Below are 21792 nucleotides of genomic sequence, written 5' to 3'. Positions count from 1 at the left end.
AGAGGGCCGTTAACAGGGAGGGCTATTGTGTTCAAACGCTTGATGCGCTCCGCAGTCATGCAAGCCATACTCGGCGGTCTCGTCGCGCTATGGATGACACTCGTCAAATATACGACGCGCTGGGACATCCTTTATCCAGAACGGGTTGAGCCCATTATCAAAGGCAACGAGGGCTTTATCGCTCTTACATTCCATTCGCGCTTCCTGTTGTTAACCAGTGCTTGGAAACGGAGCTATCAGCATCCGCATGTGCTGATCTCCCGGTCTCGCGACGGGGCGGTGGTCGCTTGGACGTGTCGCTGGCTCGGTCTGTCGACGGTTCGCGGATCAGCCAAAAACGCCGCCAAAACAAAAGTCAAAGGCGGCGGTAAAGCCGGACGCGAAATCCTTGACGCTATTGAGAGTGGCGGCTGTATCGTGATCACGCCGGATGGACCCAGAGGACCACGCCAACGCGTCCCCATTGGACCGTTTCGACTTGCCCGCCTGTCGGGGGCCCCGGTCCAACCTTGCACCTTCTCGGTCGCCAATCGACGTCAGTTTAATAGTTGGGACCGCTTCATCCTGCCCCTACCCTTTGGCCGTGGCCAGATTGTCTGGGGTACACCCGTACACATTAGCGAAGATGCCAGTGATGATGACATCGAAACCGCACGTGCGCGCGTCGAAGCTGAGATGAACGCCCTGATGGCTGACGCTGATGGAGCACTCGGCCATGCCCCCGTGTTGGCCGCATGAATCCGTTCAAGTCACCATTTGGCTATCGGCTCATCACGTCATTAATCGGGCCTTTTTTGCCCCTTCTGATTCGCACACGAATTAAAGCGGGCAAAGAGGACCCAGCTCGGGTAAAGGAACGCTACGGTCGGAGCGAAATTATGCGCCCCCCGGGTGAACTCATCTGGCTGCACGGTGCCAGTGTCGGCGAAACGCAGATGTTGCGCCCGCTCATCGACCGTTTGCTAGAAAAGCCGGATCGCCATGTACTGGTGACGAGCGGCACGCGGACCTCCGCCGATCTCCTGGCTGAACAACTGCCCGAACGCGCCTTCCATCAATATCTGCCGCTCGATACGCCGAGAGCAACCGCGCGCTTTGTCGCTTACTGGTTTCCGAACCTCGCAGTCTTTGCCGAAAGCGAACTATGGCCCAACCTGATTTGGACCACAGAACGAGCCGGCATTCCGCTCGCTTTGATTAATGCTCGTATGAGTGACGGCTCTATCGCAGGGTGGCATAAGCGGCTCCCGCTTGCGAACTCCGTATTCGGCGCGTTTGACACAATTCTGGCCGCAGATCGCCGAACCGCAGACGGGATTTCTGATCTCGCCATTCGGACTGTGCCCGACATTGGCAGTTTGAAATTTGATGCCGATGCGCTCGGTGTCGATACGGATGAACGTGACCGATTGCGCGAACAGATCGGCGACCGCCCGATCTGGCTTGCCGCCTCCACCCATGAAGCTGAAGAGGCTGTTTTCCGTCGGATGCGGGACGAACTCTCTGACGTCTTTATGATCTGGCTGCCCCGCCATCCAGCGCGCGGACCTGCGATCGCTGACGCCATCAAGGCCCCGCTTCGCTCCGCTGGGGAACGCCCGACTGACGCTAATGCTTATGTGATGGATACGATGGGCGAGATGGGGTTAGCGCTGGCCTTGGCTGACATATGCGTCTTGGGCGGATCTTTCGATCCATCCCTGACGGGCCATAATCCACTAGAAGCCGCACGCGCGGGCGTGCCTGTGGTTAGCGGCCCGTATCATGCGAGCTTTGTCGATCTATATCGGCGCATGGTCGACACCAACTCCGTTCGCATTGCAGATGAGGATGAAACCCTCAGTTTGATCCGAGACGGCCTGTCAGGAAAGCTGGACGAGATGGTCACCAATGCGACACAGTTCGCGGCGAATAGTTCGGGGTCACTGAACCGGACCGTCAGGGAATTGGAGCAATTGCTGTGAGGCCGCCAGAGTTCTGGAATATTCGCGAGGGCCGCGAGAGTGCGCCGATGATCCGCACCTTGTTGCGTCCGCTCGGCGCTATTTATGCGTGGTTTGGACGGCGCAGACATTCGCAGACCGTACCGCTCGACCCGGGCGTGCCCGTCATCTGCGTTGGCAATGCCACGTTGGGTGGAACAGGAAAAACCCCTGTCGCGATCTATCTGCTTAAGAGCCTGCGCCGAATGGGCGTCAATGCTCACGCTTTGACACGCGGCTATGGGGGGCAGCTCAAAGGACCCATCCCAGTCACGCCGCGCCATACATCTGAGGATGTCGGCGACGAACCCCTGCTGATCGCGCGAGCCGGGCCAGTTTGGGTCGCAGCAGCCCGTGATGAGGGAGCCGTGGCCGCCGTGTCGGAAGGCGCAGATACCATCATCATGGATGATGGGCACCAAAACCCGCTGCTGCAGAAAACACTGTCGCTGTTGGTTGTCGACGGCGAAGTCGGATTTGGCAATGGCTGCGTCTTCCCCGCCGGGCCACTAAGAGAACCCTTATCGGATGCGTTGGATCGAACCGATGCTGTGATTTTGATGAAGCCTGATCCCAATTACGAGATCGATGAGCATCTAGTCGACCAACTGTCCGGTCAGGTTGTCATCCCGGCCTATCTGGCCCCAAAAGCCCAACCACCGAGCGGACGACTCTATGCTTTTGCCGGGATTGGACGGCCCAATAAATTCTTCGATCAACTCCGCCGCTTGGGCGCAGATTTGGTCGAAGAAATCCCCTTTGCCGATCACCACCGCTTCTCGGATACGGAAATCGAAGGTCTGTTCGTTTTGGCGTCAGAATATGACGCGGCGCTGATCACGACCGAGAAAGACTATGTCCGTCTGCCATCGGGCTATCGACGCGGCATCCACGCCTTTCCTGTCGAAGTACGGTTTGAGGACGAGCTGACACTCCGCCGATTATTGCATCCTATCATCAACCGCGCCGCAACATTGCCGCCGAGCGTGAGGTGAGCGACCCCGTCACATTTACCCACCGGATCGAGGCGTTCGGCTATGATCTGGTAACGGGGATATTACGTCTGCTGCCCTTTGCTTTCGTATCATGGTTGGGCGGGGTCATTTTACGCGGGATCGGCCCTCTGACATCCAAGCATAAGATTGCGCGAACTAATCTAAAGATCGCGTTTCCAGACGCCAATGAGGCTGAGTTAAAACGTCTTCTCTCCGAACAGTGGGATAATACCGGACGCACCTTCGCCGAGTTCGCGCTCACAGATCGAATTCGCGCGTTCGAAGATCAGGCCCGAGTTACGGTTGAGGGGCTCGACATCTTTCTGGCCAATGCGCCAGCGATAATCGCCACAGGCCATTTTGCGAATTGGGAAGTCATGGCGACTGTGCTGACTCAATCTTCCAGCCCGGTGCGAGTGACCTACCGCAAGATCAACAATCCGCTGATTGACCGCCGCGTGCGCGAACAACGCGAAGCCTATGGCACAAAGTTTCTCGTACAAAAGTCGACCCATCGGGGTGGACGAGAATTGTTCGAAGCCCTTCACAATGGCGAATCAATCGCCATCATGAACGACCAGAAATTCAATACGGGCCTCAAAATCCCGTTTTTCGGCGTCGATGCAATGACAGCGCAGGGCGCGGTGCGACTGGCGCTCAAAACGGAACGTCCCATTTTGCCCATGAGCGTCGTTCGAAACAAAGCGACCTTTCATGTTCGCTTCTACCCGCCTCTAGACTGGACCCAGACTGGTCAACGCAAAGCCGACGTGGCAGCCGGTGTTGAAGCCGTCACGCGGTTTATCGAGAACCGAATTCGCGAAAACCCTGCTCAATGGTTCTGGGTCCATCGACGCTGGCCAAAACTGATTTATCGGAGCGACGCATGAAACATCCGATGATTTCAGCTCTTATCGTGGCAGCGAGCCTATTCAGTGCTTGCCAGCAGGCCGCTGAACCACATCCCGTGATCGTTGCGCATGTCGATGCGTTCAACGCTAGAGATTTTGATGCGATGAGCAGCGTCGAGCATCCAGAAATCGAGTGGATCCGCGTTTTAGAGTCTGACGTCAGGGTCGACATCAGCGGTCGTGACACGCTCGCGAAAATCCTGCGAGACTATACCGCGTCAACGCCCGACGTCGCTGGCGCGTTACGAGACTGGAGCATTAATGGCGACTATGTCAGCGTGACTGAAACGGCCACGTGGACCGCAACGGACGGTAGTCGCAAAGCTCAGAGTACGCTCACAGTCTACCAGCTAGAGGACGGTTTAATCCGCCGCGTATGGTACTATCCAAGTGTTCCTCAATAGCGCAGCTTGTTAACTGCAACCCCGCGTTAATCCCCTGCCACTCTTGCATGCTGTCGCAATCTCGCCGTATTCTCTGAGCAGTTCAGCAGAACTGAATCATATTGAGAGGGACCTATCATGACGAAAACATTGCTCAGCGGCGCAGCCGCCCTAGCCATCCTCCTTGCAGCGCCCAGCGCCTTTGCGCAGGACGCTAACGTTGACGCGACCGTAGAAGTTGAAAGTGAAGCCGTCGATGCAGCCGAACACGCCATGGACGCGACTATGGACGCAACCGATGATGCCGCGGATGCTGTAGAGGACGCGGCTGATGATGCCATGGACGAAGCTGACGAAGCCATGGACGAAGCCGCTGACGAGATGGAAGAGGCTGCAGATGCCGTGGACGAGGCCGTCGATGTTGATGTGGACGCCAATGTGAGTGCAACCGTCGCGTGCCCAGAAGGCACGGAAGCCCAAGACGATGGCTCTTGCATGGTCACGGGCGACTGGTCGCCAGAAGACTAGATCAGCTCAATAATCTAATGACTAAGAGGTTCCCGGCGATGGCTGGGGACCTTTTTGTTTATGCGGAGCGCTTCTCACGCGTGGTGTCCCACTCTTCGAACTCATGCGCGATGCAGCGTTCAATGAGTTTGCGCCAAACGGGTTCGGCAATATCCGATGAGAGGCCCTGAGCGCGCGCCTCAGTTAGCACTTTGGCGACGACATCTTCGATCCGGTCCGCGTCATAGACGGCATCGCGGTTCGGTTTGATCCGCGCTGCAGCGTCCATATAGCCCTGCCGCTGCACGAGCAGCCGCACCAATTCGCGGTCAAGCGCATCGACGCCTTCGCGCACATCCGTCATCGTCCGGCACTCTTCAGGGGCTTTAGCCATGGTCGCTATGCCCTTTCGGCCATTCAGTCAGAAGTTCAGGATCGAGATTGCGTCCGCGCCATTTCAGACGCCAGCATAAATGTGGCCCTGTCGAGCGGCCTCGGCTACCGACGGTCGCGATTTGCTCGCCTTGTTTGACGCGCTGCCCGGCTTCGACCAACACAGTCTCATTGTGCAGATAATAGCTGATCAGCCCCTGCCCGTGATCGATCAGGATGAGCGAGCCTTCGAAATACATGTCGTCATCCGCCATCGAGATGATGCCGTCAGCAGGTGCGAGGATCGGCGTGCCTTTGGGCGCAGCCAGATCAACGCCGAAATGGGGTCGTTTCGATTCCCCATTCAAAACGCGCTGCGCGCCGAAATTTGTTGTCTTTCTATGATCCGTAACGGGATAGATGAAACCGTCGCGAAAACCAATCTCCGCAACCCGTGAACCAAAGCCGATTTTTTTCCGCGCTGTCGCTGCGCGAATGCGGATCAACTCTTCTTCCGTATATTCGCTGACCATATTCTTCGGCAGGCCATTGATACGCGACACGTCGTAGTCGCGCGGTTCAATCATGAAATTCACGCGGTGCTGACCCACACGCGCGAACGCCGCAGGTTCATCGCGGTCAAACCCAATGATAAGAATACCGTTTCCGTCTGCTGATTGGACGTAAGTATCATCTTCGGCCCTACCGATCTCGACCCTTGCATTCGGGGCGGTTCGGCAAATCACCATGCCACCCTGTTTCGTGATGCCGTGACAGTTGATAGCCGCGCTACTCGCGTTTTGGGCCAGCGCCGGCATCTGGACGCCACACGCGGCCAGCAACAAGGCTGCCGTCGCAAAAAGCCTCACGCTACACCGGCCCGTTGAAAGCCTTTAAGCGCCGCGCCTGCATCTTTGTAAGCTTCTTGCCGCTCATCGTTCCAATAGCGAAGCTCTTCGAGCGGAATTTTTTCGCCGGTTACGGCGCAAGTGACGTAGCTACCGCCTTCGAGGATGGTAAAATCACTGCTGCCATAGTGCAGCTGCGCTTTACCCTGTTTTTGAAAGAACATGTTCATGGCCTCGACATAGTGGGTAGGCGACGGAATTAAAACAGCCCGGTTCAGAATAGCTCTAATCAAAATAAAGAGTGTTGCGGCTCGTCCGGTTTGGTTTTCCGTGTCTTCGTCACTTTCTTACGCGTTGTCGCCCCATCAATCACTGCGGCTCGCTTCCCGTCTGCGAAAGTAAGCGACACGGATTGGCCCGGCTGGGGCGCGTCTGCCGACCGAATGACGCCGCCATCCATATCCGTGACGAGGGCATAACCCCGCGCCAAGACGCCCTGATAGCTATAGGCACTCAGCAATGACGCCGCGCGGTCCAATTGCCGCGCCTTATCATCCAAATTCCGTTGAACCGCCCCGCCGAGGACCGCTGTGGCGCGCGACAAATCTTTTGATTGCGTATCGACGCGGCGGCGAAGCTGCGCAGCCCCACTGGAGGTAAGCCTGGACCCCAACGCGCTTAGCACCGTGAGTTTAGGATCGAGCAACCGCGCCAAAGACGGCAATCGCGCCGCATCCAGTCGTTGTGCCGGAGGGCCCAAAACAGAATTGAGGTTGGGTAGACGCGCCCCCCCTAACCGAACCTCTCGATCCTTCACGCTGCGCCGCAAACCCCGCGTGAGGCGAAGCCCCATATCAGCGAGCGTTTCTAGCCAATCATCCCGGACCGTCACTGCGACTTCAGCCGCCCCAGTCGGGGTTGGCGCGCGTTGGTCAGACACATAATCAATCAATGTCCAGTCCGTTTCATGACCTACGGCGGAGATCAGAGGAATGGTCGAATTGGCCGCCGCGCGGACGACGATTTCTTCATTAAAACACCAGAGATCTTCCAGCGACCCGCCCCCGCGCGCCACGATCAAAACGTCCGGCCTCGGAAACCCGTCCGCATGGTTGAAGCCCGTGATGGCACCCGCAATTTGCTGAGCCGCTTTGTCGCCTTGGACCAGCACAGGCCAAACCAATACATGGGCCGGAAACCGGTCCGAGATCCGGTGCAAAATATCGCGGATTACAGCCCCTGTTGGGGATGTCACAACACCGATTGTTTTGGGCATAAAAGGCAATGCGCGTTTGCGATCCGCCGCGAACAAGCCTTCAGCGGCCAACGCTTTCTTGCGCCGTTCTAATAGCGCCATCAGCGCGCCTTCTCCGGCCAGTTCCATGCTCTCAATGACGAGCTGATAGTTGGACCGACCCGGATAGGTGCTCATCTTGCCGGTGACGATCACTTCCATGCCTTCTTCGGGACGCATAGACAGGCGGGACATAGTCCCTTTCCAAATGATCGAATTGATGACCGCACGGTCGTCTTTCATATCGAGATAACAATGTCCGGATTTAGCAATCGTCACACGACCGAGCTCGCCGCGAACGCGAACGCGCCCAAACGCGCCTTCAATCGTGCGTTTGATATTCCCGGCAAGTTCCGAGACGGTGAATTCAGGCGTATTGGTCACAGGCTGTCTCTCTACCGCCAATGTCGCCCCGGACAAGGTTGGATTATCACGTCAGAACAGACTAAGCCGCGAACGTGAATCCCTTCGCCATAATCCTTGCCGCCGCCTTCGTGACCGCCATTGTCTCCGGGCTATTCGGTATGGCGGGCGGGTTGATCTTCATGGGCGTGATCGCGGTCTTCCTTGGCGTAGCTGAGGCGATGGTGGTTCACGGCGCCGTACAGTCTGTCTCCAACAGCTACAGAGCCTTCCTCCTCAAAGATAATGTGCGCTGGGACATTCTGGGTTGGACCGCTCTGGGCGCACTCCCCGCAGCGCTATTGATGCTTTCGGTCAGCTTCCTGCCGTCAAAGGCGCAGCTCTACCTCGCGCTCGGCCTACTGCCGCTCCTGCTCTGGCTGCCCAAACACTGGTTAGCAGGGGATGCGCAGAAACCCGCCCATGCGGCTCTATGTGGGGCGATGGTGATGGGCCTCAACCTGTCCGCAGGTGTTGCGGGACCGGCGCTGGATTTCTTTTACGTCAAGACCACGCTGACCCGGCAACAAATTGTTGCGACCAAGGCCGTGACCATGTTCGCCAGCCATTTGGTCAAGATTATTTATTTCGGAATTCCGCTCGCACGTGGGGCGGGTCTGGCGGGACTCCCACCGTGGTGGGTGTTTGCCTTGGCCGTGCCCGCCGTCATGGGCGGCACCTTTATAGGTACGCGTTTGTTGCGTCGGTTTTCCGACATTGGGTTCAAGCGTTATACCCGCATCCTCGTCACCGTGATTGGCGGCGTTTATGTCTGGCGCGGATTGGCCTTATTGGGCTTCTTCTGACCGAGCCGCGTATAAAGCGCGATCCCTGACAGGGTGATCAACGTCCCGACCGCGTCCCAAAGTCCGAACGGCTCACCTAGCACGACAATAGCGGCAATAATTGTGGCCAGCGGCCCAACCATGCCGAGGATCGCCACCAGTTGCGCGCCGATCCGACCAATCGCCATATTGATGAAAAAGCTCGGTACTAAGGTGCAGAATAGCGCCAAGACGACCGCAATGGCCCAGAGTTCGCGCGGCAGGCGCAGCGCCTCGATCATGCCCGACGGGCCGCCGCTCGCGATAAGGAAATGGACCATCAGGGCTGTCGCCGCGCCGATCATCGCTAAGCATGTGAAGACGCGCGCGCCGATTCGATCGACGAAGCCCTTGGCGATCAGTTGAAACAGCGCAAACAAGGCCGCGCATAAGAGGACCAGCCCAACACCGAGCCAGAGATTGTCTGATTGGGTGATGTCGCCACCGACAAAGACGACGGCCAGACCCGAATAGGCCAGCGCCACAGACGCCAAACCACCCTTCGTAATCCGCCCTCCGAAAAACAGCGCGCCAAAGATCACGACAAAGGCCGGGTAGGTAAACAACAGCAAGCGTTCGAGCTGCGCGGTGATATGTTTCAAGCCCTGAAAATCAAGGAAGGTGCAGACATAATAGGCAAGCATCCCGGCCAACATGGCCGCGCTTGTTTCTCGCCAGCCAATCCGGCCCTCACCTGCACGCCGCGCGATCAACAAAATGGCGACATAGACTGGGAATGACAGCCCCATACGTAGGACCATCAAGGTCACGGCGGGTAAATCAGGGACAACGCCATAGGCCATCTTCACCAGAACGGCCTTCATCGAAAATAGGACGGCACCGGTGATGCCAAGCGCAATTCCAACACCGTCCACTCGTGTCTCAGCGCTCGCAAGCGCCGCATCGCCCAGTGCGGCTTCACTTTGGACTTCACGAAAATTGGACTTCACGCTTTGGGTTTTCCTTGGCGGCGGGCACGGAAGAAAGCGCGCAGCATGTCTGCGGCTTTGTCAGCTTTCAAACCTACGTCGATCTCAGGGCGATGATGGCAGGTCGGCGCGTCAAAGAACCGTACGCCGCTTTCAACCGCGCCGCCTTTCGGATCGGTGGCTGCATAAACCACCCGCGCAATCCGGGCATTGGCGATAGCTGACGCGCACATGGTGCAAGGCTCCAGCGTCACATAAAGTGTGTGGCCCGGCAGGCGGTAATTGCCAGCAATTTCACAGGCCGCGCGGATCGCTAACACCTCGGCATGTGCCGTCGGATCATGCAGCGCGATGGGTGCATTGGCCGCTTCTGCCACGATTTGTCCGTCCGCATCCACAATAACGGCACCAACAGGCACTTCGCCAGCCGCAGCCGCTGCTTGCGCTAGCGCCAAGGCGCGGTCCATATGCGCATAATCGGGGGCAGCCCGGTCGCTGTCATGAATGGTCATGGTCGCGCTGTGTGTTGGGACAGACCTATGGTCAAGCCAGAAGACAGTTCTGAGCGGATCGCCAAGCGGCTCGCCCGCGCAGGCGTCGCGTCGCGTCGCGAAGCTGAACGGATGATCGAAGCCGGTCGCGTAAGCGTCAACGGTAAGCGTCTGACGACGCCCGCTTTTACAGTTACCGCCAAAGACAGAATTGAAGTCGACGATCAACCGCTGGCCCCAAAAGAGCCAGCCCGCCTCTGGCGCTATCACAAACCGCCGGGCCTCGTGACCAGTCACAAAGACGAGCGCGGACGCAAAACAGTGTTTGACGTTCTGCCGGAAGAGATGCCGCGCGTGATTAGCGTCGGTCGACTTGACCTCACATCCGAAGGGCTCCTCCTGCTCACCAATGACGGCGAACTTGCGCGGCAATTAGAACTGCCCAGCACTGGATTTAGCCGCCGTTACCGCGCGCGCGCCTATGGTAAGACCACGCAGGAGAAACTCGACACGCTCATGGCTGGGATCGAAATTGACGGTCATAAAACCGGTCCCATCGAAGCGACCTTAGAAAGCGAACGCGGCGATAATGTCTGGGTTCAGGTCGTGATCCGCGAAGGCAAAAACCGCGAAGTGAGACGCGCGCTGGAAACCCTTGATCTTCGCGTCAATCGGCTCATCCGCACGAGCTACGGCCCGTTCCAATTGCTGACCTTACAACGCGGGGCCGTCGAAGAGGTCAAACGCAAGACCATCCGCGATCAACTCGGTCATTTGATCGAAATTCCGCTAGAACAAGATCGACATAAACGCAGGCCCCCTAAACGAGGCACCCACGCATCGGCCAAAGCTCGCAAGGACGTAAAACCTGGCGATAATAAGGGTCCGAAGGTCAAGGATACCGCGGCGCAAAATGCTAAACGTCCGCCGCCAAAGAAGGGCGCTGCCCGGCAGGGTAAACCGCATCCCAGTTCAAACCGATCGAGTTCGAACCGGCCCAACGCAAACCGCCCGAAACCAACGCGCCGATGAGAATTGTATCAGGCGATCACCGGGGGCGAACCATTGCCACGCCGGACGGGCGCAATACGCGCCCGACCAGCGATCAAACACGCGAGTCGATCTTTAATATTCTCGATCATGCCCCGTGGTCCCCACCGCTTGACGGCGGGATTGTCATGGATGTTTTTGCGGGTTCTGGTGCGCTCGGGCTGGAAGCGCTCAGCCGCGGGGCCGAGTTCTGCGTCTTCGTGGAACGCCATCCGAAGGCCCTCGCCGCAATCCGACGTAATTTCGATCATTTCGGTCTAGGCGAAGAAGCACGCATCCACCGATTTGACGCCACCAAACTGAAGCTCGCGCCTGGCAACCGCCCTAAACCCTTTACTCACGTCTTTATGGACCCGCCTTACGGCAAAAAACTCTGGTCTCCAGTCTTGCGACGCTTGCCACAATATCTGGCGGAGGACGGCATCGTCATCCTAGAAGAGACCCGCGAGGCCGAGATCGAACCGAAAGGTTGGGACGTCCTATCCGACAAGGTGTGGGGTACGTCACGCGTGCTATTTATGAGGCAAGCGTAAGGCCGGCGCGCCGTTAACCAGATCGTTCCGTTTCTGTGATAAGCTTCAGAGATGGGAGGATAAAACGGTGAAAGACCTTATTGAAAAAGCAACAGTGTTGATGATGAAGGAAGAAACCCGACAGGGCGATGCGCAAAACATTGAGCAAGACATTCAGGCGAACCTATTTCCGGCCTCGCTGGTAGCGTCAATGGAAGACGACACGCCCCTATTTGTCTAGCCAGCACAGAGCGGCAGCAACTACCTCGTCAGCGCGGCCTTACGACACCTAGGCTGACACCGCTCAATATCCGCTAGCTTCAATCCTAAAATAGATCATTGATCCCAGAGGGTGCCAAGTCGCTTTCAAAAGCTTCTTTTTCCTCCACGCTGAATGATGCGCTCAGGGACTCAAATGCGATTTGGGCCCGTCTGTATCCTTTTTTTGCCGACTTTTCATAAAGCCAGGCCGCTTTGATCCGATCTAGCTCAAGACCATTTCCGTGTTCATTCGCATGGCCGAGAAGATAGAGACTCTTCATATGGCCACGTTTGGCAGCGCGTTCGAGATGAACTAAGGCCTCATCATACTGGCCATCCATGTAGAAATCGCGACCAGGTCGGTAACTGCGATCCGCCCCATTGCTCAACATCCGGTAGCCCATCCCCATGGACAGCTTCCCCAACAACCAGGCGGGCAAAAGCGCTAAAACCGAAAAAACGACCAACCCGCCGAAGAGCGATCCCACATCGAAAATATAGATGAAAACACCATTTATGATGACCATGGTAGGTATCGCACGGACATAAATCACGCGGAAGGTCCGGTTCCGTTCCGCAAAGTAGAAGGCTAGCGCAATCAGGAAAAGAACGATCAGAAAAATCTGCCAGTCACTCGGGTTCGTTTTCAAAACATTCCGGCTGAAACTAGAGACTGTGAACAAACCGATGATGAAAGGCGCAAGGAAGAGAACCCCCCAGATAAAGGGATTACTGAAAAGATAGCGTAGATGTATTTTTACAAACCCAGGTATGCGCAATCCGACAAGCATGGGGGCATATTCTGTGGCGACTAATTTCAAATTATTTTTTGAAATCAAACCCATAGTCTTAGCGCCGCCCGAATAGCCGTTCGATATCTGCCAATTTTAGTTCCACATAGGTCGGACGGCCGTGGTTACACTGGCCTGAATGCGGGGTCGCTTCCATCTGACGGAGGAGCGCGTTCATTTCTTCGGCCATCAGGCGGCGTCCAGCCCGGACGCTGCCATGGCAGGCCATCGTGCCGCACACATGTTCAAACCGTTCCTTAAGCGAGAGGGCTTCGTCATATTCAGCGAGATCATCGGCCAGATCGCGAAGCAAGCCTTGTGCGTCGACCTTGCCCAACAAAGCTGGCGTTTCACGGACCAGCACAGCGCCAACACCGAAGGGCTCTAGCATGAGACCCATTTCGGCCAGTTCTTCGGAGCGCGCCAATATGCGCGTGGCATCTGTCTCCCCGAGTTCAACAATGTCAGGGATCAGCAACGCTTGACGCGTCACGCCTTTGCCACTCATCGACTGCTTCATCTGTTCATAGACCAGCCGCTCATGCGCCGCGTGCTGATCGACAATCACAATACCGTCCGTCGTTTGCGCCACGACGTAGGTTTCATGCAGTTGCGCGCGGGCCAGACCGAGTGGGTAATCTTGCGATGGTTGTTGTGGCTGTGCAGGCACTTCGCCCGTCGCAGGATCGAAAGCCAGTGGGGCATCGTGGACTTCAACCCGCGCGCTTTGCCCATCGAGTAGTTGTTGCATATCCGGCGGCGGAGCGGCGAAAGGTTGAGGCGAGTAATCGCGCTGATAAGCATAAGCACCCTGCCCGGCCTGAATCCGGCCCAGCGCATAATCAGACACGGTTGTGCTGGCGCGGTGGCCCGCATCGGCCAAGGCGCGACGTAAAGCCGAGACGATTAGGCCACGCACAACGCCGGGCGCGCGGAACCGGACTTCGGTCTTCGCCGGATGAACGTTGACGTCGACTTGTTCCGGCGGGACATCGAGATAAAGCGCGGCGACCGGATGACGATCCCGCGCCAGAAAGTCCTGATAAGCCCCACGGATCGCACCAAGCAGCAGCCGATCCCGAACCGGGCGACCATTAACGAACAGAAACTGATGTTGCGTATTGCCGCGCGAAAAGGTTGGCAGTCCTGCATAGCCAGACAGGCGGATATCGTCGCGCGTCTGATCGACAGCGACAGCATTCTGCCCGAATGCATCGCCCAGAACATTTGAAAGACGAGCCAAACGACCCTCATCGCTATCTGTCTGAGCGGGGAGTTTGATCGAGGTCCGGACCTGCGAGCCTGACGTAAAGCCGACACTCGGGTTGGCCATGGCGAGGCGTTTAACAATGTCCGAAATCGCGAGCGACTCAGACCGTTCTGACTTGAGAAACTTCAGTCGGGCCGGCGTGGCGTAGAATAGATCGCGCACTTCGATCCGAGTCCCCGGCAATCCAAGACGGGGCGCCGGGCGCACCGCACTGGCAATACCGCCATCAACCCGGACTTCTGCCGCTTCATTGGCATCGGTAACCTGACTGGTCAGCGTTAGGCGCGAGACCGACGCAATAGATGGCAGCGCCTCACCCCGAAAACCCAATGAGGCGATGTTCAGGAGATCCCACTCCCCCTTGTCAGATGGTTTTAACTTCGAGGTAGCATGGCGTTCCAGTGCGACCGGAATGTCATCCGCGCTCATCCCGTGACCATCGTCGGACACCACGATCAGGGTCCGGCCACCGTCTTCATAACGAATGTCGATTTGCTGCGCGCCCGCATCAATCGCGTTCTCGACCAGTTCTTTGATGACTGAAGCCGGACGTTCCACGACTTCGCCCGCCGCGATGCGGTTGACGGTCTGCGCTGGCAGTTTCTGGATGGTTGGACGAGACATCAGGTCGCGTCCTTAGGCTGATTCAAAGCGCCCCGCCACAGCGAGGCACAATGAAACGATTTAGAGACCGGGAAGCTTCGCCTGTGATGGACGACGCGTAACGCGAACTTCGCCGCCACCGGTAACACGACTGATTGAGTCTAAACGTTGCTGCTCAGATTCAGCATCAAGCGGCACGGGATTGCCTTCGCCATCAAACTGCTGACCATCACGCCAGAATAGAATGCGGTTGCTCAGAGAGGTCGATTTACGTTCAACTGAATTCTGGCCATCAATCTTGAGGCGAATTTCCTGATCCGCGCGACCAACACCGGCACGCGTCAGCAACACGATTTCGCCGCGAGTCGGCTCTGTCGGATCCACTTCGCCCATCAGCGCTTCACGCGCGGATTGTTGGGAATAATTGTCGAGCAGTGAGCTTTCGCCGGGCGCTGGGGGACGAAGATTATACTCCGGCGGGACAATCAGAGGCGCATTGGTCAGGATGTTAAATTCGTTTGGTGCATCCTTGCGCAGGCCCAGTGCATTTGACGCAGAGGCGCATCCTGAGAGGGCCAGCATGGACGCAGCGGCGGCCATCAGAGCTGTGTTGGCTTTCAACGACATGAGATAATCCCGTAAGTTACAACGTGTGCCTTTAGCGACCCGGGTCGCGCGCGCCAAGTGAGCAGATCGTCATTTAACAGCGAGAACCATTCAGCTTTTGGCTTTTCGCTCCGCTAGCCAGTCGCGAACCAAAGCCAGCAAAAGACCGATGATGCCGACTGTGATCGCCGAATCGGCTACATTGAACACATAATTGAACCCAATATCGGACGCGTTGACGAAATCTGTGACCGCACCAAACAGGGCGCGATCAATCGCATTTCCGACCGCGCCGCCGATAACGAGGCTTAGCGACAGCCGCGAAAATGCATCCCGAGCGCTAGCGAGCGCACTCAACAGAACGCCAACCATAATGATCGCAAACAACAGAAGCCCCCAGCGCTTCAGCGGCGAATCGCCTTGTAACAACCCCCAACTGACGCCTTCGTTACAAAGAAGGGAGAGATCGACGATGGGGCTGATTTCCCGTGTGACATTAATCTGAGGCTCAGTCGCGCATACGCTCATGGTCTTATCAAAAGCGCGCGTGGCGGCCCATTTCGTGACTTGGTCAATGATAACCACGCCAGCTGGCAACCATAGCCCATACCCAAGTGGAATTTGGCGGAGTTTGTCCATAACGCTCATGACGCGGCGGCCTGCCACGCCCTGACCGCCACATCAAGCATCAGTCGATTGCAGACTGACTTAACTGAATACACATTCAACTGTGTTGATGACCATTCTTTCATTGGCGAGGCGAGATGTGCACGTTAAGGCTCGCTGTGTCCACGAACGCGCCGGGATCACCGGCGGACAGGCCTTGCAGGGAATACAACGACATGGCTCGCCAAACCCGCCCCCATTCTGATGGCTCTATAAAACGCCCGCTCTGGTCGTCGCTGCTATGCAGTGCTGCCTTGCTGATTGCGTCTCCGGCGATCGCTCAAGTCGAAATTGCCGATGACCGAACGGCGCCTGTAGATACCGCGACAGCAGGGGATGGCGGCACACCATCGGATGTCACTATCACGGCTGCTGGCTCCGTTACCCTCACGGATGAGGGCCCAGCCGTAACACTGAATTCCGACAATGATCTGACCAATGCGGGTGTGATCACGATTACTGATGTCGATGGCTCAACCGGTGTGTTGCTTGAAGGCGGTGCAGATCGCAATTTTACTCACGTTGGAACCATCAGAGTCGACGAGACATTCGAACAAGCCAACACAGATGATGATCCGCTGCAGGATACGCCTTTTGCCTCAGGCACAGGTCGGACCGGCATTCTTGTCTCAGGCGCGTCACCCTTTACCGGCAACATCACGCTGGAAGAGACGTCGATCATCCTGGTCGAAGGCAATCAAAGCTATGCTATCAATCTATCGAACACGCCCCTTGGCGCAGGTCTAGATGGCGACCTGACGACAGAAGGACGGATCCAAGTCCGGGGTGATGAAAGCGCTGGTATCCGGATTGGCAGCAACGTCACAGGCAATGTGTCCAGTGCCGGAGTGGTCGATATTGCGGGTACAGGCTCTGCTGCGTTCGACATTGGCGCAGATATTGGTGGGGGTTTCGCATCAAGCAGCACGATTTCAAATACAGGCTTTCGTTTTACCAACCGTATCCCATTTGACCCCAACTCTACGGCTGACCGGCTCGACCTTACCGCTGAGGATCTCGGCCAAGCTGGATCTGCCATCTCGGTTGGCGGAAATATTGCACGCGGTATCAACCTGACGACACGGACGGTCACATCAACCGACGCGGACGGTGTTGAAACCACAAGGATCGTCGCGGTTAGCAACATTACGCAAAGCGGCTCTGCGCCTGCTATTCTTGTCGATGGTAACGGCACTCCAATTTCTGTCGGAACCGTTTCGGCCATCACTGACCCGGCCGCCGATGGTTTTGACGCGGATGAACTCTACGCCTTCATCAACCTTGGGACCATTTCCGCTGCCGGCATCTATGATGATTTTGACGCGACCGTATTATCCGTCTCCGATGCAACTCTGGAAGGCGGGATCCGCAATTCAGGAACAATGCGAGTTGCCACCTTTGTCGGCGCAGTTGAACGCCCCATTGAGGGCGTCGATTTAGGCACAGGTACAGCACGGGTGATTGTGCTGGGCGACAATGCGATTGCAGAACGTCTCAACAACACCGGCGTTATAATTGCGCAAGCTTCTGAAGCGTCCGACGAAGTCTATTTTGACGCTGACAATATTCCCTCGCCGCGGCCTGTTATCGCCACGGCGATTGACATCGGCGCGACCGCTGAAATGAACTCGCTCGTGAATGATAGTGTCATGACGGCCATTCTCGTCGGGCGAAATGGGACAGCGACTGTTGTACGGGATGCGTCAGGAACTCTCTCCAATGTCGTGAACCGTGGGTCTCTAACGGCTGTCGGCAGCAATTCCGACGCCGATGGCAATCAAGAGACTGACTTCACACTCATCGCACTCGACCTCTCGAACAATACGAGCGGCGTGACCTTCTTGCAGGAAGCGCTCATCGACACAGACCCAGACGATGATGTCGTGCCTCTCGTACCGCAGACCATCGGTGACATCCGGCTTGGGTCAGGCAATGATTCTATCACCAGTACAGCGGGGTTGATCGCTGGCAATATTGACTTCGGGGCTGGCGATGATGTGCTGTCCCTGAATGGTTCAGACTTTGCTGGTAGCATTACCAATCAAGACGGCCTTGAGATTGACGTTGTCGATTCGATTTTGGCGATCACCAATGGTGAGCCTGTTTCGATCACGTCTGCTGCCTTTGGCGATGGCTCGACTTTCAGCCCTGTCATTGACGGCGACACCGGTCGAGCGTCCACCTTACAAGCCAGCGGCGCGATCAGCTTTGCCAACGGCGCGCAAATCAATCCAATCCTTCGTAACATCATTAATGCCGATACAGTGGGCAGCAGTGGAACTAGTTTTGATCTGGCGACCGCCGCAAACCTAACGGTTGACGATATCGACGCGTTGAACGCTGCGGATGATGGTAGCTTTTTGTTCGATACGGCGTTTTCAGCCGACAATAATACCCTCGTTATTACCGTTGACCTGCGTGAAGCCTCGGCCCTCGGCTTAGACCCGACGCAAATCGGCCTTGGCGAGTCCGTTTTTGGCGCAACCTTGCAGGCGTTGCAGAACAACCGCGACCTCGGCAATGAAGTCGCAAACCTATCGACAGCCAGCGAGTTCTACGCCGCGTACAACCAGCTTCTGCCAGAATTCGCCGCTGCCTCGCGTCAATTTGTTGTCGCAAACTCCGACGGCGCGACCGGCGCGGTCGCTAACCATCTCGACGCCGCAAGACGCTCACCCGACAAACCCGGTGGCGCTTGGATTCAAGAATTCGCATACTTTGCTGACCGCGATCTTGCAGGTCTATCCGAACAATATCGCGGGGAAGGCTTTGGCTTCACTGGCGGTCTAGACACAGCACTTGGGCCGTTTCACGCTGTTGGCGTGAATTTTGGCTTTGCTTCGACTGAAATCGAAGACGTGATTGGTATCGATGAACCGCTGGATGTCACAACCGTTCTAGCCGGGCTTTATGCCGGTTTCGCGTCTGGCAATCTTGGCATCGACGCCTATGTGGGTGGTGGCCTCAACCAGTTTGAGCAAAACCGCCGCGTCCGGGTCGGCACTTTCACGGGAGAGAGCTCCGGCGAATGGGACGGGACACATGTGTCAGGGTCACTGCGCGCAGGCTATGACATTGCGATGGGCAAGAAATTCTGGGCCCGCCCCGTCATCAGTCTCGATTATCTTCGCCTCACCGAAGACGCCTACGAGGAAGCTGGCGATCTCGGCGTGGCTCTATCTGTCGACAAACGTACATCCGAGCTCGGTTCCGTTTCTGGATTGCTGAATTTCGGCGCGAAATTTGAAGGAAAAAGGACCTGGATCCAACCATCGATCCGCGTCGGTTATCGCAATGAATTCCTGTCTGACCCGATCCTGACGAGCTACAGCTTTGCAGGCATCAATAATGCAGCCCTGGCCGAGACCATTTCCGCAGACTTCCCGTCTTCGGGCATCTTAGTCGGCTTCAGCGTTGCTGCAGGCTCAGGCTTCTCATCGGTCGGGTTCGACTTTGACAGCGATATTCGCGACGGCTTCATCCGTCATACGGGTCGCATTGTTGTCCGGCTGCTCTTCTAGCCTCTCGCATAGTCCCTATCTATCCGGTCTCGCCGAGCGTTTTGGCGAGCCGGACGACCATATGGCGGACGACGCCATTGCGGCGCTTAACGCTGCCAGCGCCGAAGACTTACCCGATCTTAAAGCCCGCTTCGCCCTTGGATGGGCATATTTAGCGTTGCGCAAAGCCCGGCCTTATGCGGCGCTCGGTCAATTACAAAGCGCCTTCGCGGATCGGGCGATTAATGTGGCCCTGCAATCGGCCTGGACCCACGAAAAATTGCCCGGCACGCCAGAGGGTGTCTTCATTCTCGGTCTCGGCAAGCTCGGCGGGCATGACCTCAATTTTTCGTCCGATATAGATTTAATCACCTATTTCGATCCTGATCATCTTCCCGTCTCCAAGGCCAAGGGCCAAGCCTATGTGCTCGACCGGGTCATGAAGCGGATGACGCGGATATTGATGCCGCCCAATGATCCGGATTTCGTCTATCGTGTTGACTGGCGTTTAAGGCCAGAAGCCTCCGTCTCCGGCCTGACGATGAGCACACAGCGGGCCGCGGATTTTTACTTTTTTCGAGCCCTGCCTTGGCACCGATTGGCCCTTCTTAAAGCTCGGGTCGTGGGGGGTGACCGAGACACGGGAAACCAGTTCCTCGCCGAACTGTCACCTTTTTTGTGGCGACAAAATCTGGACTTCCGAACGATTGACGAACTGGCCGCACTGAAATCCAGGATCAATTTGGAGCATCCCCGGTTGAAGCGTGAACGCGAACAGCGCGAGCCGATCCTCGACCAACCCTTCGGATTTAACGTCAAGCTCGGTACAGGTGGCATTCGCGAGATCGAATTCATCACCAATGCCCAACAGCTTATCTGGGGCGGCAAGCACTATTCATTGCGCACGACCAATACGCTCGACGCGCTTGATGCTCTGGCCTCTGAAGGCCATCTCGAACGGGCGGAAGCCGAGGCGCTCATGCAGAGCTATCGTGACCACCGCCAGTTGGAAAACGCCTTGCAGATGATGCGCAATGGCCATGAACATGTCCTGCCAGACACTGACGCGGCGTGGGCTAAGCTCACCGAATTGATGGGGGAAGACCAGCATTCACTCATGGACAGAACCACGTCGCATCGACGGCAAGTCCATCACCGTTTCACTGCCATGTTTGAGATTGAGGACGCCTCGGATACACCATCGGAGAGCACAATTTTCTCAGAGGCCTCGCAACCCATCATTGATGATTGGACATCCGGGTTTCGCCGCCAAGGTGTTCGAGCGACCCAGCGCGGAAGACTAGAGCCGCTGGGGGCAGCGTTGACCCGTCGTGTTTCGCAAGCCGAAAATCCGGACTTGGCCGTACAACGGATCGACGGTTTTCTGAACAAGCTCTCACGCTCTGAACAATATTTGTCTCTACTCGCGACCAATCCTGCGCTGCTCGATGCGTTGATTGATCCCCTACTCTATAGCCCGCACATGTCGGTCCTACTGGAACAGTCGCCGCACATTATCGATACGTTTCTCGACCCATCCCCGCCGAGCGCACGGTTCGTTCTGGCGGAGACCGATTACGAGACCAGGTTGGAACGGCTTCGTCGGTTTGTGAATGAAGGCCTGTTCCAAACTTATCATGGGTTTCTGAACGGCCAGTTGGACTGGCGTGGTCTCGCTAACGGGCTGACAAGCATGGCAGAACGCGCCATCGAAACCGCCTTGACCATTGCGCGCGACGACCTCGGAGAACCCGACCTACCTATCGCTGTTCTCGGCCTTGGGAAATTGGGTCAGCGTCTCATGTTGCCCCAGTCCGACCTTGATTTGGTCTTCCTGTTCGAGGACGGGGTGGATCGAGATCTGGCAACCAAGGCGGTTCGGCGTCTGCGAACCATCATAACGACTCCTCTGCGCGAGGGTATCGCCTATGAGCTCGATATGCGGTTACGCCCTTCGGGACGCTCGGGACCGCCTGCTGTGACGGTCTCAGCTTTTGAACGCCATCATCTCGAAACCGCGCGCAGCTGGGAGCATATCGCCCTTGTGCCCGCACGAGTCGTGGCGGGAACGCCTGAGTTGAGCGAACAGGTTGAGGCCGTATTGTCCGACACACTCACCCGTCCGCGTGACCAAGAACAGTTGATCTCGGATGCGCATTATATGTGGGGTAAGATTGCTGACGAGCGCATCCGGGACGTACCCCCAGATCGGTTTGATACGAAACTTCGTCGGGGCGGCCTAATGATGGCAGATTTCTGGGACGCCGTCGCCGTCCTGACTGGGGAAGAGCGATTGATCGACGCCCGTGAGGCCTGGACTGAACTCATCTATTGGGAGCGGCTACTCGGTCTGACAGGGGCCCCTATCGAGAGCGTACCAGAGCGCTACGCCGCGCGATTTCCGGATGCGCTCCCCGAACTTCAAAGCGCGCTTCAAAGCCGCGTCATATCCGCTGTTGCAGACTATCCAACTCCGGCCTTCGGCGAAACTATGGTTCCGATCCGCTGGCTGACGTAGCGCGAACAGACAGCCACAAAACATTCAGGTCCGCCTTGTTTTCATTAACCCTTTAGACCTTGCCGGGACGGCGAATA

Annotated in this window: 22 protein-coding genes; 12 read left to right on the top strand and 10 right to left on the bottom strand. The window is 56.8% G+C overall.

What is annotated here, in order from left to right; translation table 11 throughout:
* The first annotated feature begins 27 nt into the window (after nucleotides 1-27).
* The 6 genes from QQL54_RS02930 (at nucleotide 28) to QQL54_RS02905 (ending at nucleotide 4799) form a co-directional block, all read left to right on the top strand.
* On the top strand, nucleotides 28-738 hold the full coding sequence (locus QQL54_RS02930; RefSeq protein WP_284387366.1) for a lysophospholipid acyltransferase family protein: 711 nt from the start codon (nucleotides 28-30) through the stop codon (nucleotides 736-738).
* Nucleotides 735-1964 (top strand): 3-deoxy-D-manno-octulosonic acid transferase, encoded by a 1230-nt coding sequence (locus tag QQL54_RS02925; protein WP_284387364.1) that lies wholly within the window; start codon nucleotides 735-737, stop codon nucleotides 1962-1964. The genes QQL54_RS02930 and QQL54_RS02925 overlap by 4 nt, the downstream gene beginning before the upstream one ends.
* A complete protein-coding gene (gene lpxK, locus QQL54_RS02920) occupies nucleotides 1961-2977 on the top strand; it encodes a tetraacyldisaccharide 4'-kinase (RefSeq protein WP_284387362.1) in 1017 nt (338 codons plus the stop codon). The genes QQL54_RS02925 and lpxK overlap by 4 nt, the downstream gene beginning before the upstream one ends.
* Nucleotides 2974-3867 (top strand): lysophospholipid acyltransferase family protein, encoded by an 894-nt coding sequence (locus tag QQL54_RS02915; protein ID WP_284387358.1) that lies wholly within the window; start codon nucleotides 2974-2976, stop codon nucleotides 3865-3867. Before lpxK ends, QQL54_RS02915 begins: the two co-directional genes overlap by 4 nt.
* A complete protein-coding gene (locus tag QQL54_RS02910) occupies nucleotides 3864-4292 on the top strand; it encodes a nuclear transport factor 2 family protein (RefSeq protein ID WP_284387355.1) in 429 nt (142 codons plus the stop codon). The genes QQL54_RS02915 and QQL54_RS02910 overlap by 4 nt, the downstream gene beginning before the upstream one ends.
* 117 nt (nucleotides 4293-4409) lie before the next feature.
* Entirely contained in the window at nucleotides 4410-4799 is a 390-nt protein-coding gene (locus QQL54_RS02905; protein ID WP_284387352.1) for a hypothetical protein, read from the top strand.
* Nucleotides 4800-4857: 58 nt separating this feature from the next.
* Here QQL54_RS02905 and QQL54_RS02900 read toward each other — a convergent pair whose 3' ends face one another.
* The 4 genes from QQL54_RS02900 to xseA all read right to left on the bottom strand — a co-directional run bounded on the left by QQL54_RS02900 (nucleotide 4858) and on the right by xseA (nucleotide 7676).
* On the bottom strand, nucleotides 4858-5172 hold the full coding sequence (locus tag QQL54_RS02900; protein WP_284387350.1) for a chorismate mutase: 315 nt from the start codon (nucleotides 5170-5172) through the stop codon (nucleotides 4858-4860).
* Nucleotides 5165-5968, bottom strand: a complete 804-nt coding sequence (locus QQL54_RS02895; RefSeq protein ID WP_284387347.1) for a M23 family metallopeptidase — start codon at nucleotides 5966-5968, stop codon at nucleotides 5165-5167. The genes QQL54_RS02900 and QQL54_RS02895 overlap by 8 nt, the downstream gene beginning before the upstream one ends.
* A gap of 47 nt (nucleotides 5969-6015) precedes the next feature.
* Nucleotides 6016-6222: a DUF2093 domain-containing protein gene (locus QQL54_RS02890; RefSeq protein WP_284387346.1), complete on the bottom strand. Its 207-nt coding sequence runs from the start codon at nucleotides 6220-6222 to the stop codon at nucleotides 6016-6018.
* A 65-nt stretch (nucleotides 6223-6287) separates the two neighbouring features.
* Nucleotides 6288-7676 carry an exodeoxyribonuclease VII large subunit gene (xseA, locus tag QQL54_RS02885; protein ID WP_284387341.1) on the bottom strand — a complete coding sequence of 463 codons (1389 nt, stop codon included), beginning with the start codon at nucleotides 7674-7676 and terminating at the stop codon, nucleotides 6288-6290.
* Between the two features lie 74 nt (nucleotides 7677-7750).
* On the opposite strand from xseA, the gene QQL54_RS02880 reads away from it, so the two are divergent.
* Nucleotides 7751-8500 carry a TSUP family transporter gene (locus QQL54_RS02880; RefSeq protein WP_284387338.1) on the top strand — a complete coding sequence of 250 codons (750 nt, stop codon included), beginning with the start codon at nucleotides 7751-7753 and terminating at the stop codon, nucleotides 8498-8500.
* Here QQL54_RS02880 and QQL54_RS02875 read toward each other — a convergent pair.
* Entirely contained in the window at nucleotides 8461-9468 is a 1008-nt protein-coding gene (locus QQL54_RS02875; protein WP_284387336.1) for a DMT family transporter, read from the bottom strand. The genes QQL54_RS02880 and QQL54_RS02875 overlap by 40 nt on opposite strands.
* A complete protein-coding gene (gene tadA, locus QQL54_RS02870) occupies nucleotides 9465-9959 on the bottom strand; it encodes a tRNA adenosine(34) deaminase TadA (protein ID WP_284387335.1) in 495 nt (164 codons plus the stop codon). Before tadA ends, QQL54_RS02875 begins: the two co-directional genes overlap by 4 nt.
* A 27-nt stretch (nucleotides 9960-9986) precedes the next feature.
* Between tadA and QQL54_RS02865 the strand changes: the two genes are divergently transcribed.
* From QQL54_RS02865 to QQL54_RS02855, 3 genes are all read left to right on the top strand, one after another.
* Nucleotides 9987-10970: a pseudouridine synthase gene (locus tag QQL54_RS02865; RefSeq protein WP_284387333.1), complete on the top strand. Its 984-nt coding sequence runs from the start codon at nucleotides 9987-9989 to the stop codon at nucleotides 10968-10970.
* The gene (rsmD, locus tag QQL54_RS02860) at nucleotides 10967-11521 is read left to right on the top strand and encodes a 16S rRNA (guanine(966)-N(2))-methyltransferase RsmD (RefSeq protein ID WP_284387331.1); all 555 of its coding nucleotides are present in this window, start codon (nucleotides 10967-10969) and stop codon (nucleotides 11519-11521) included. Before QQL54_RS02865 ends, rsmD begins: the two co-directional genes overlap by 4 nt.
* Before the next feature lie 67 nt (nucleotides 11522-11588).
* Nucleotides 11589-11741 (top strand): hypothetical protein, encoded by a 153-nt coding sequence (locus QQL54_RS02855; protein ID WP_284387329.1) that lies wholly within the window; start codon nucleotides 11589-11591, stop codon nucleotides 11739-11741.
* Nucleotides 11742-11826: 85 nt separating this feature from the next.
* Here the strand turns inward: QQL54_RS02855 and QQL54_RS02850 are convergent, their stop codons facing one another.
* The 4 genes from QQL54_RS02850 to lspA all read right to left on the bottom strand — a co-directional run bounded on the left by QQL54_RS02850 (nucleotide 11827) and on the right by lspA (nucleotide 15679).
* A complete protein-coding gene (locus QQL54_RS02850) occupies nucleotides 11827-12606 on the bottom strand; it encodes a tetratricopeptide repeat protein (RefSeq protein WP_284387327.1) in 780 nt (259 codons plus the stop codon).
* A 4-nt stretch (nucleotides 12607-12610) separates the two neighbouring features.
* Nucleotides 12611-14446, bottom strand: a complete 1836-nt coding sequence (mutL, locus tag QQL54_RS02845) for a DNA mismatch repair endonuclease MutL (RefSeq protein ID WP_284387325.1) — start codon at nucleotides 14444-14446, stop codon at nucleotides 12611-12613.
* A 60-nt stretch (nucleotides 14447-14506) separates the two neighbouring features.
* Nucleotides 14507-15052 (bottom strand): DUF3035 domain-containing protein, encoded by a 546-nt coding sequence (locus QQL54_RS02840; RefSeq protein WP_284387323.1) that lies wholly within the window; start codon nucleotides 15050-15052, stop codon nucleotides 14507-14509.
* A gap of 90 nt (nucleotides 15053-15142) precedes the next feature.
* A complete protein-coding gene (gene lspA / locus QQL54_RS02835; RefSeq protein ID WP_284387320.1) occupies nucleotides 15143-15679 on the bottom strand; it encodes a signal peptidase II in 537 nt (178 codons plus the stop codon).
* 194 nt (nucleotides 15680-15873) lie between these two features.
* Here lspA and QQL54_RS02830 point away from each other — a divergent pair, with 194 nt between their 5' ends.
* Nucleotides 15874-19218, top strand: coding sequence for an autotransporter family protein (locus tag QQL54_RS02830; protein ID WP_284387318.1), 3345 nt, complete (start codon nucleotides 15874-15876; stop codon nucleotides 19216-19218).
* A complete protein-coding gene (locus tag QQL54_RS02825) occupies nucleotides 19151-21715 on the top strand; it encodes a [protein-PII] uridylyltransferase family protein (RefSeq protein WP_284387316.1) in 2565 nt (854 codons plus the stop codon). Before QQL54_RS02830 ends, QQL54_RS02825 begins: the two co-directional genes overlap by 68 nt.
* Nucleotides 21716-21792: the final 77 nt, after the last annotated feature.

It is taken from the genome of Algimonas ampicilliniresistens (assembly GCF_030159955.1).
GTDB lineage: Bacteria > Pseudomonadota > Alphaproteobacteria > Caulobacterales > Maricaulaceae > Litorimonas > Litorimonas ampicilliniresistens.
This window is presented reverse-complemented; position numbering and strand designations above follow the sequence as displayed.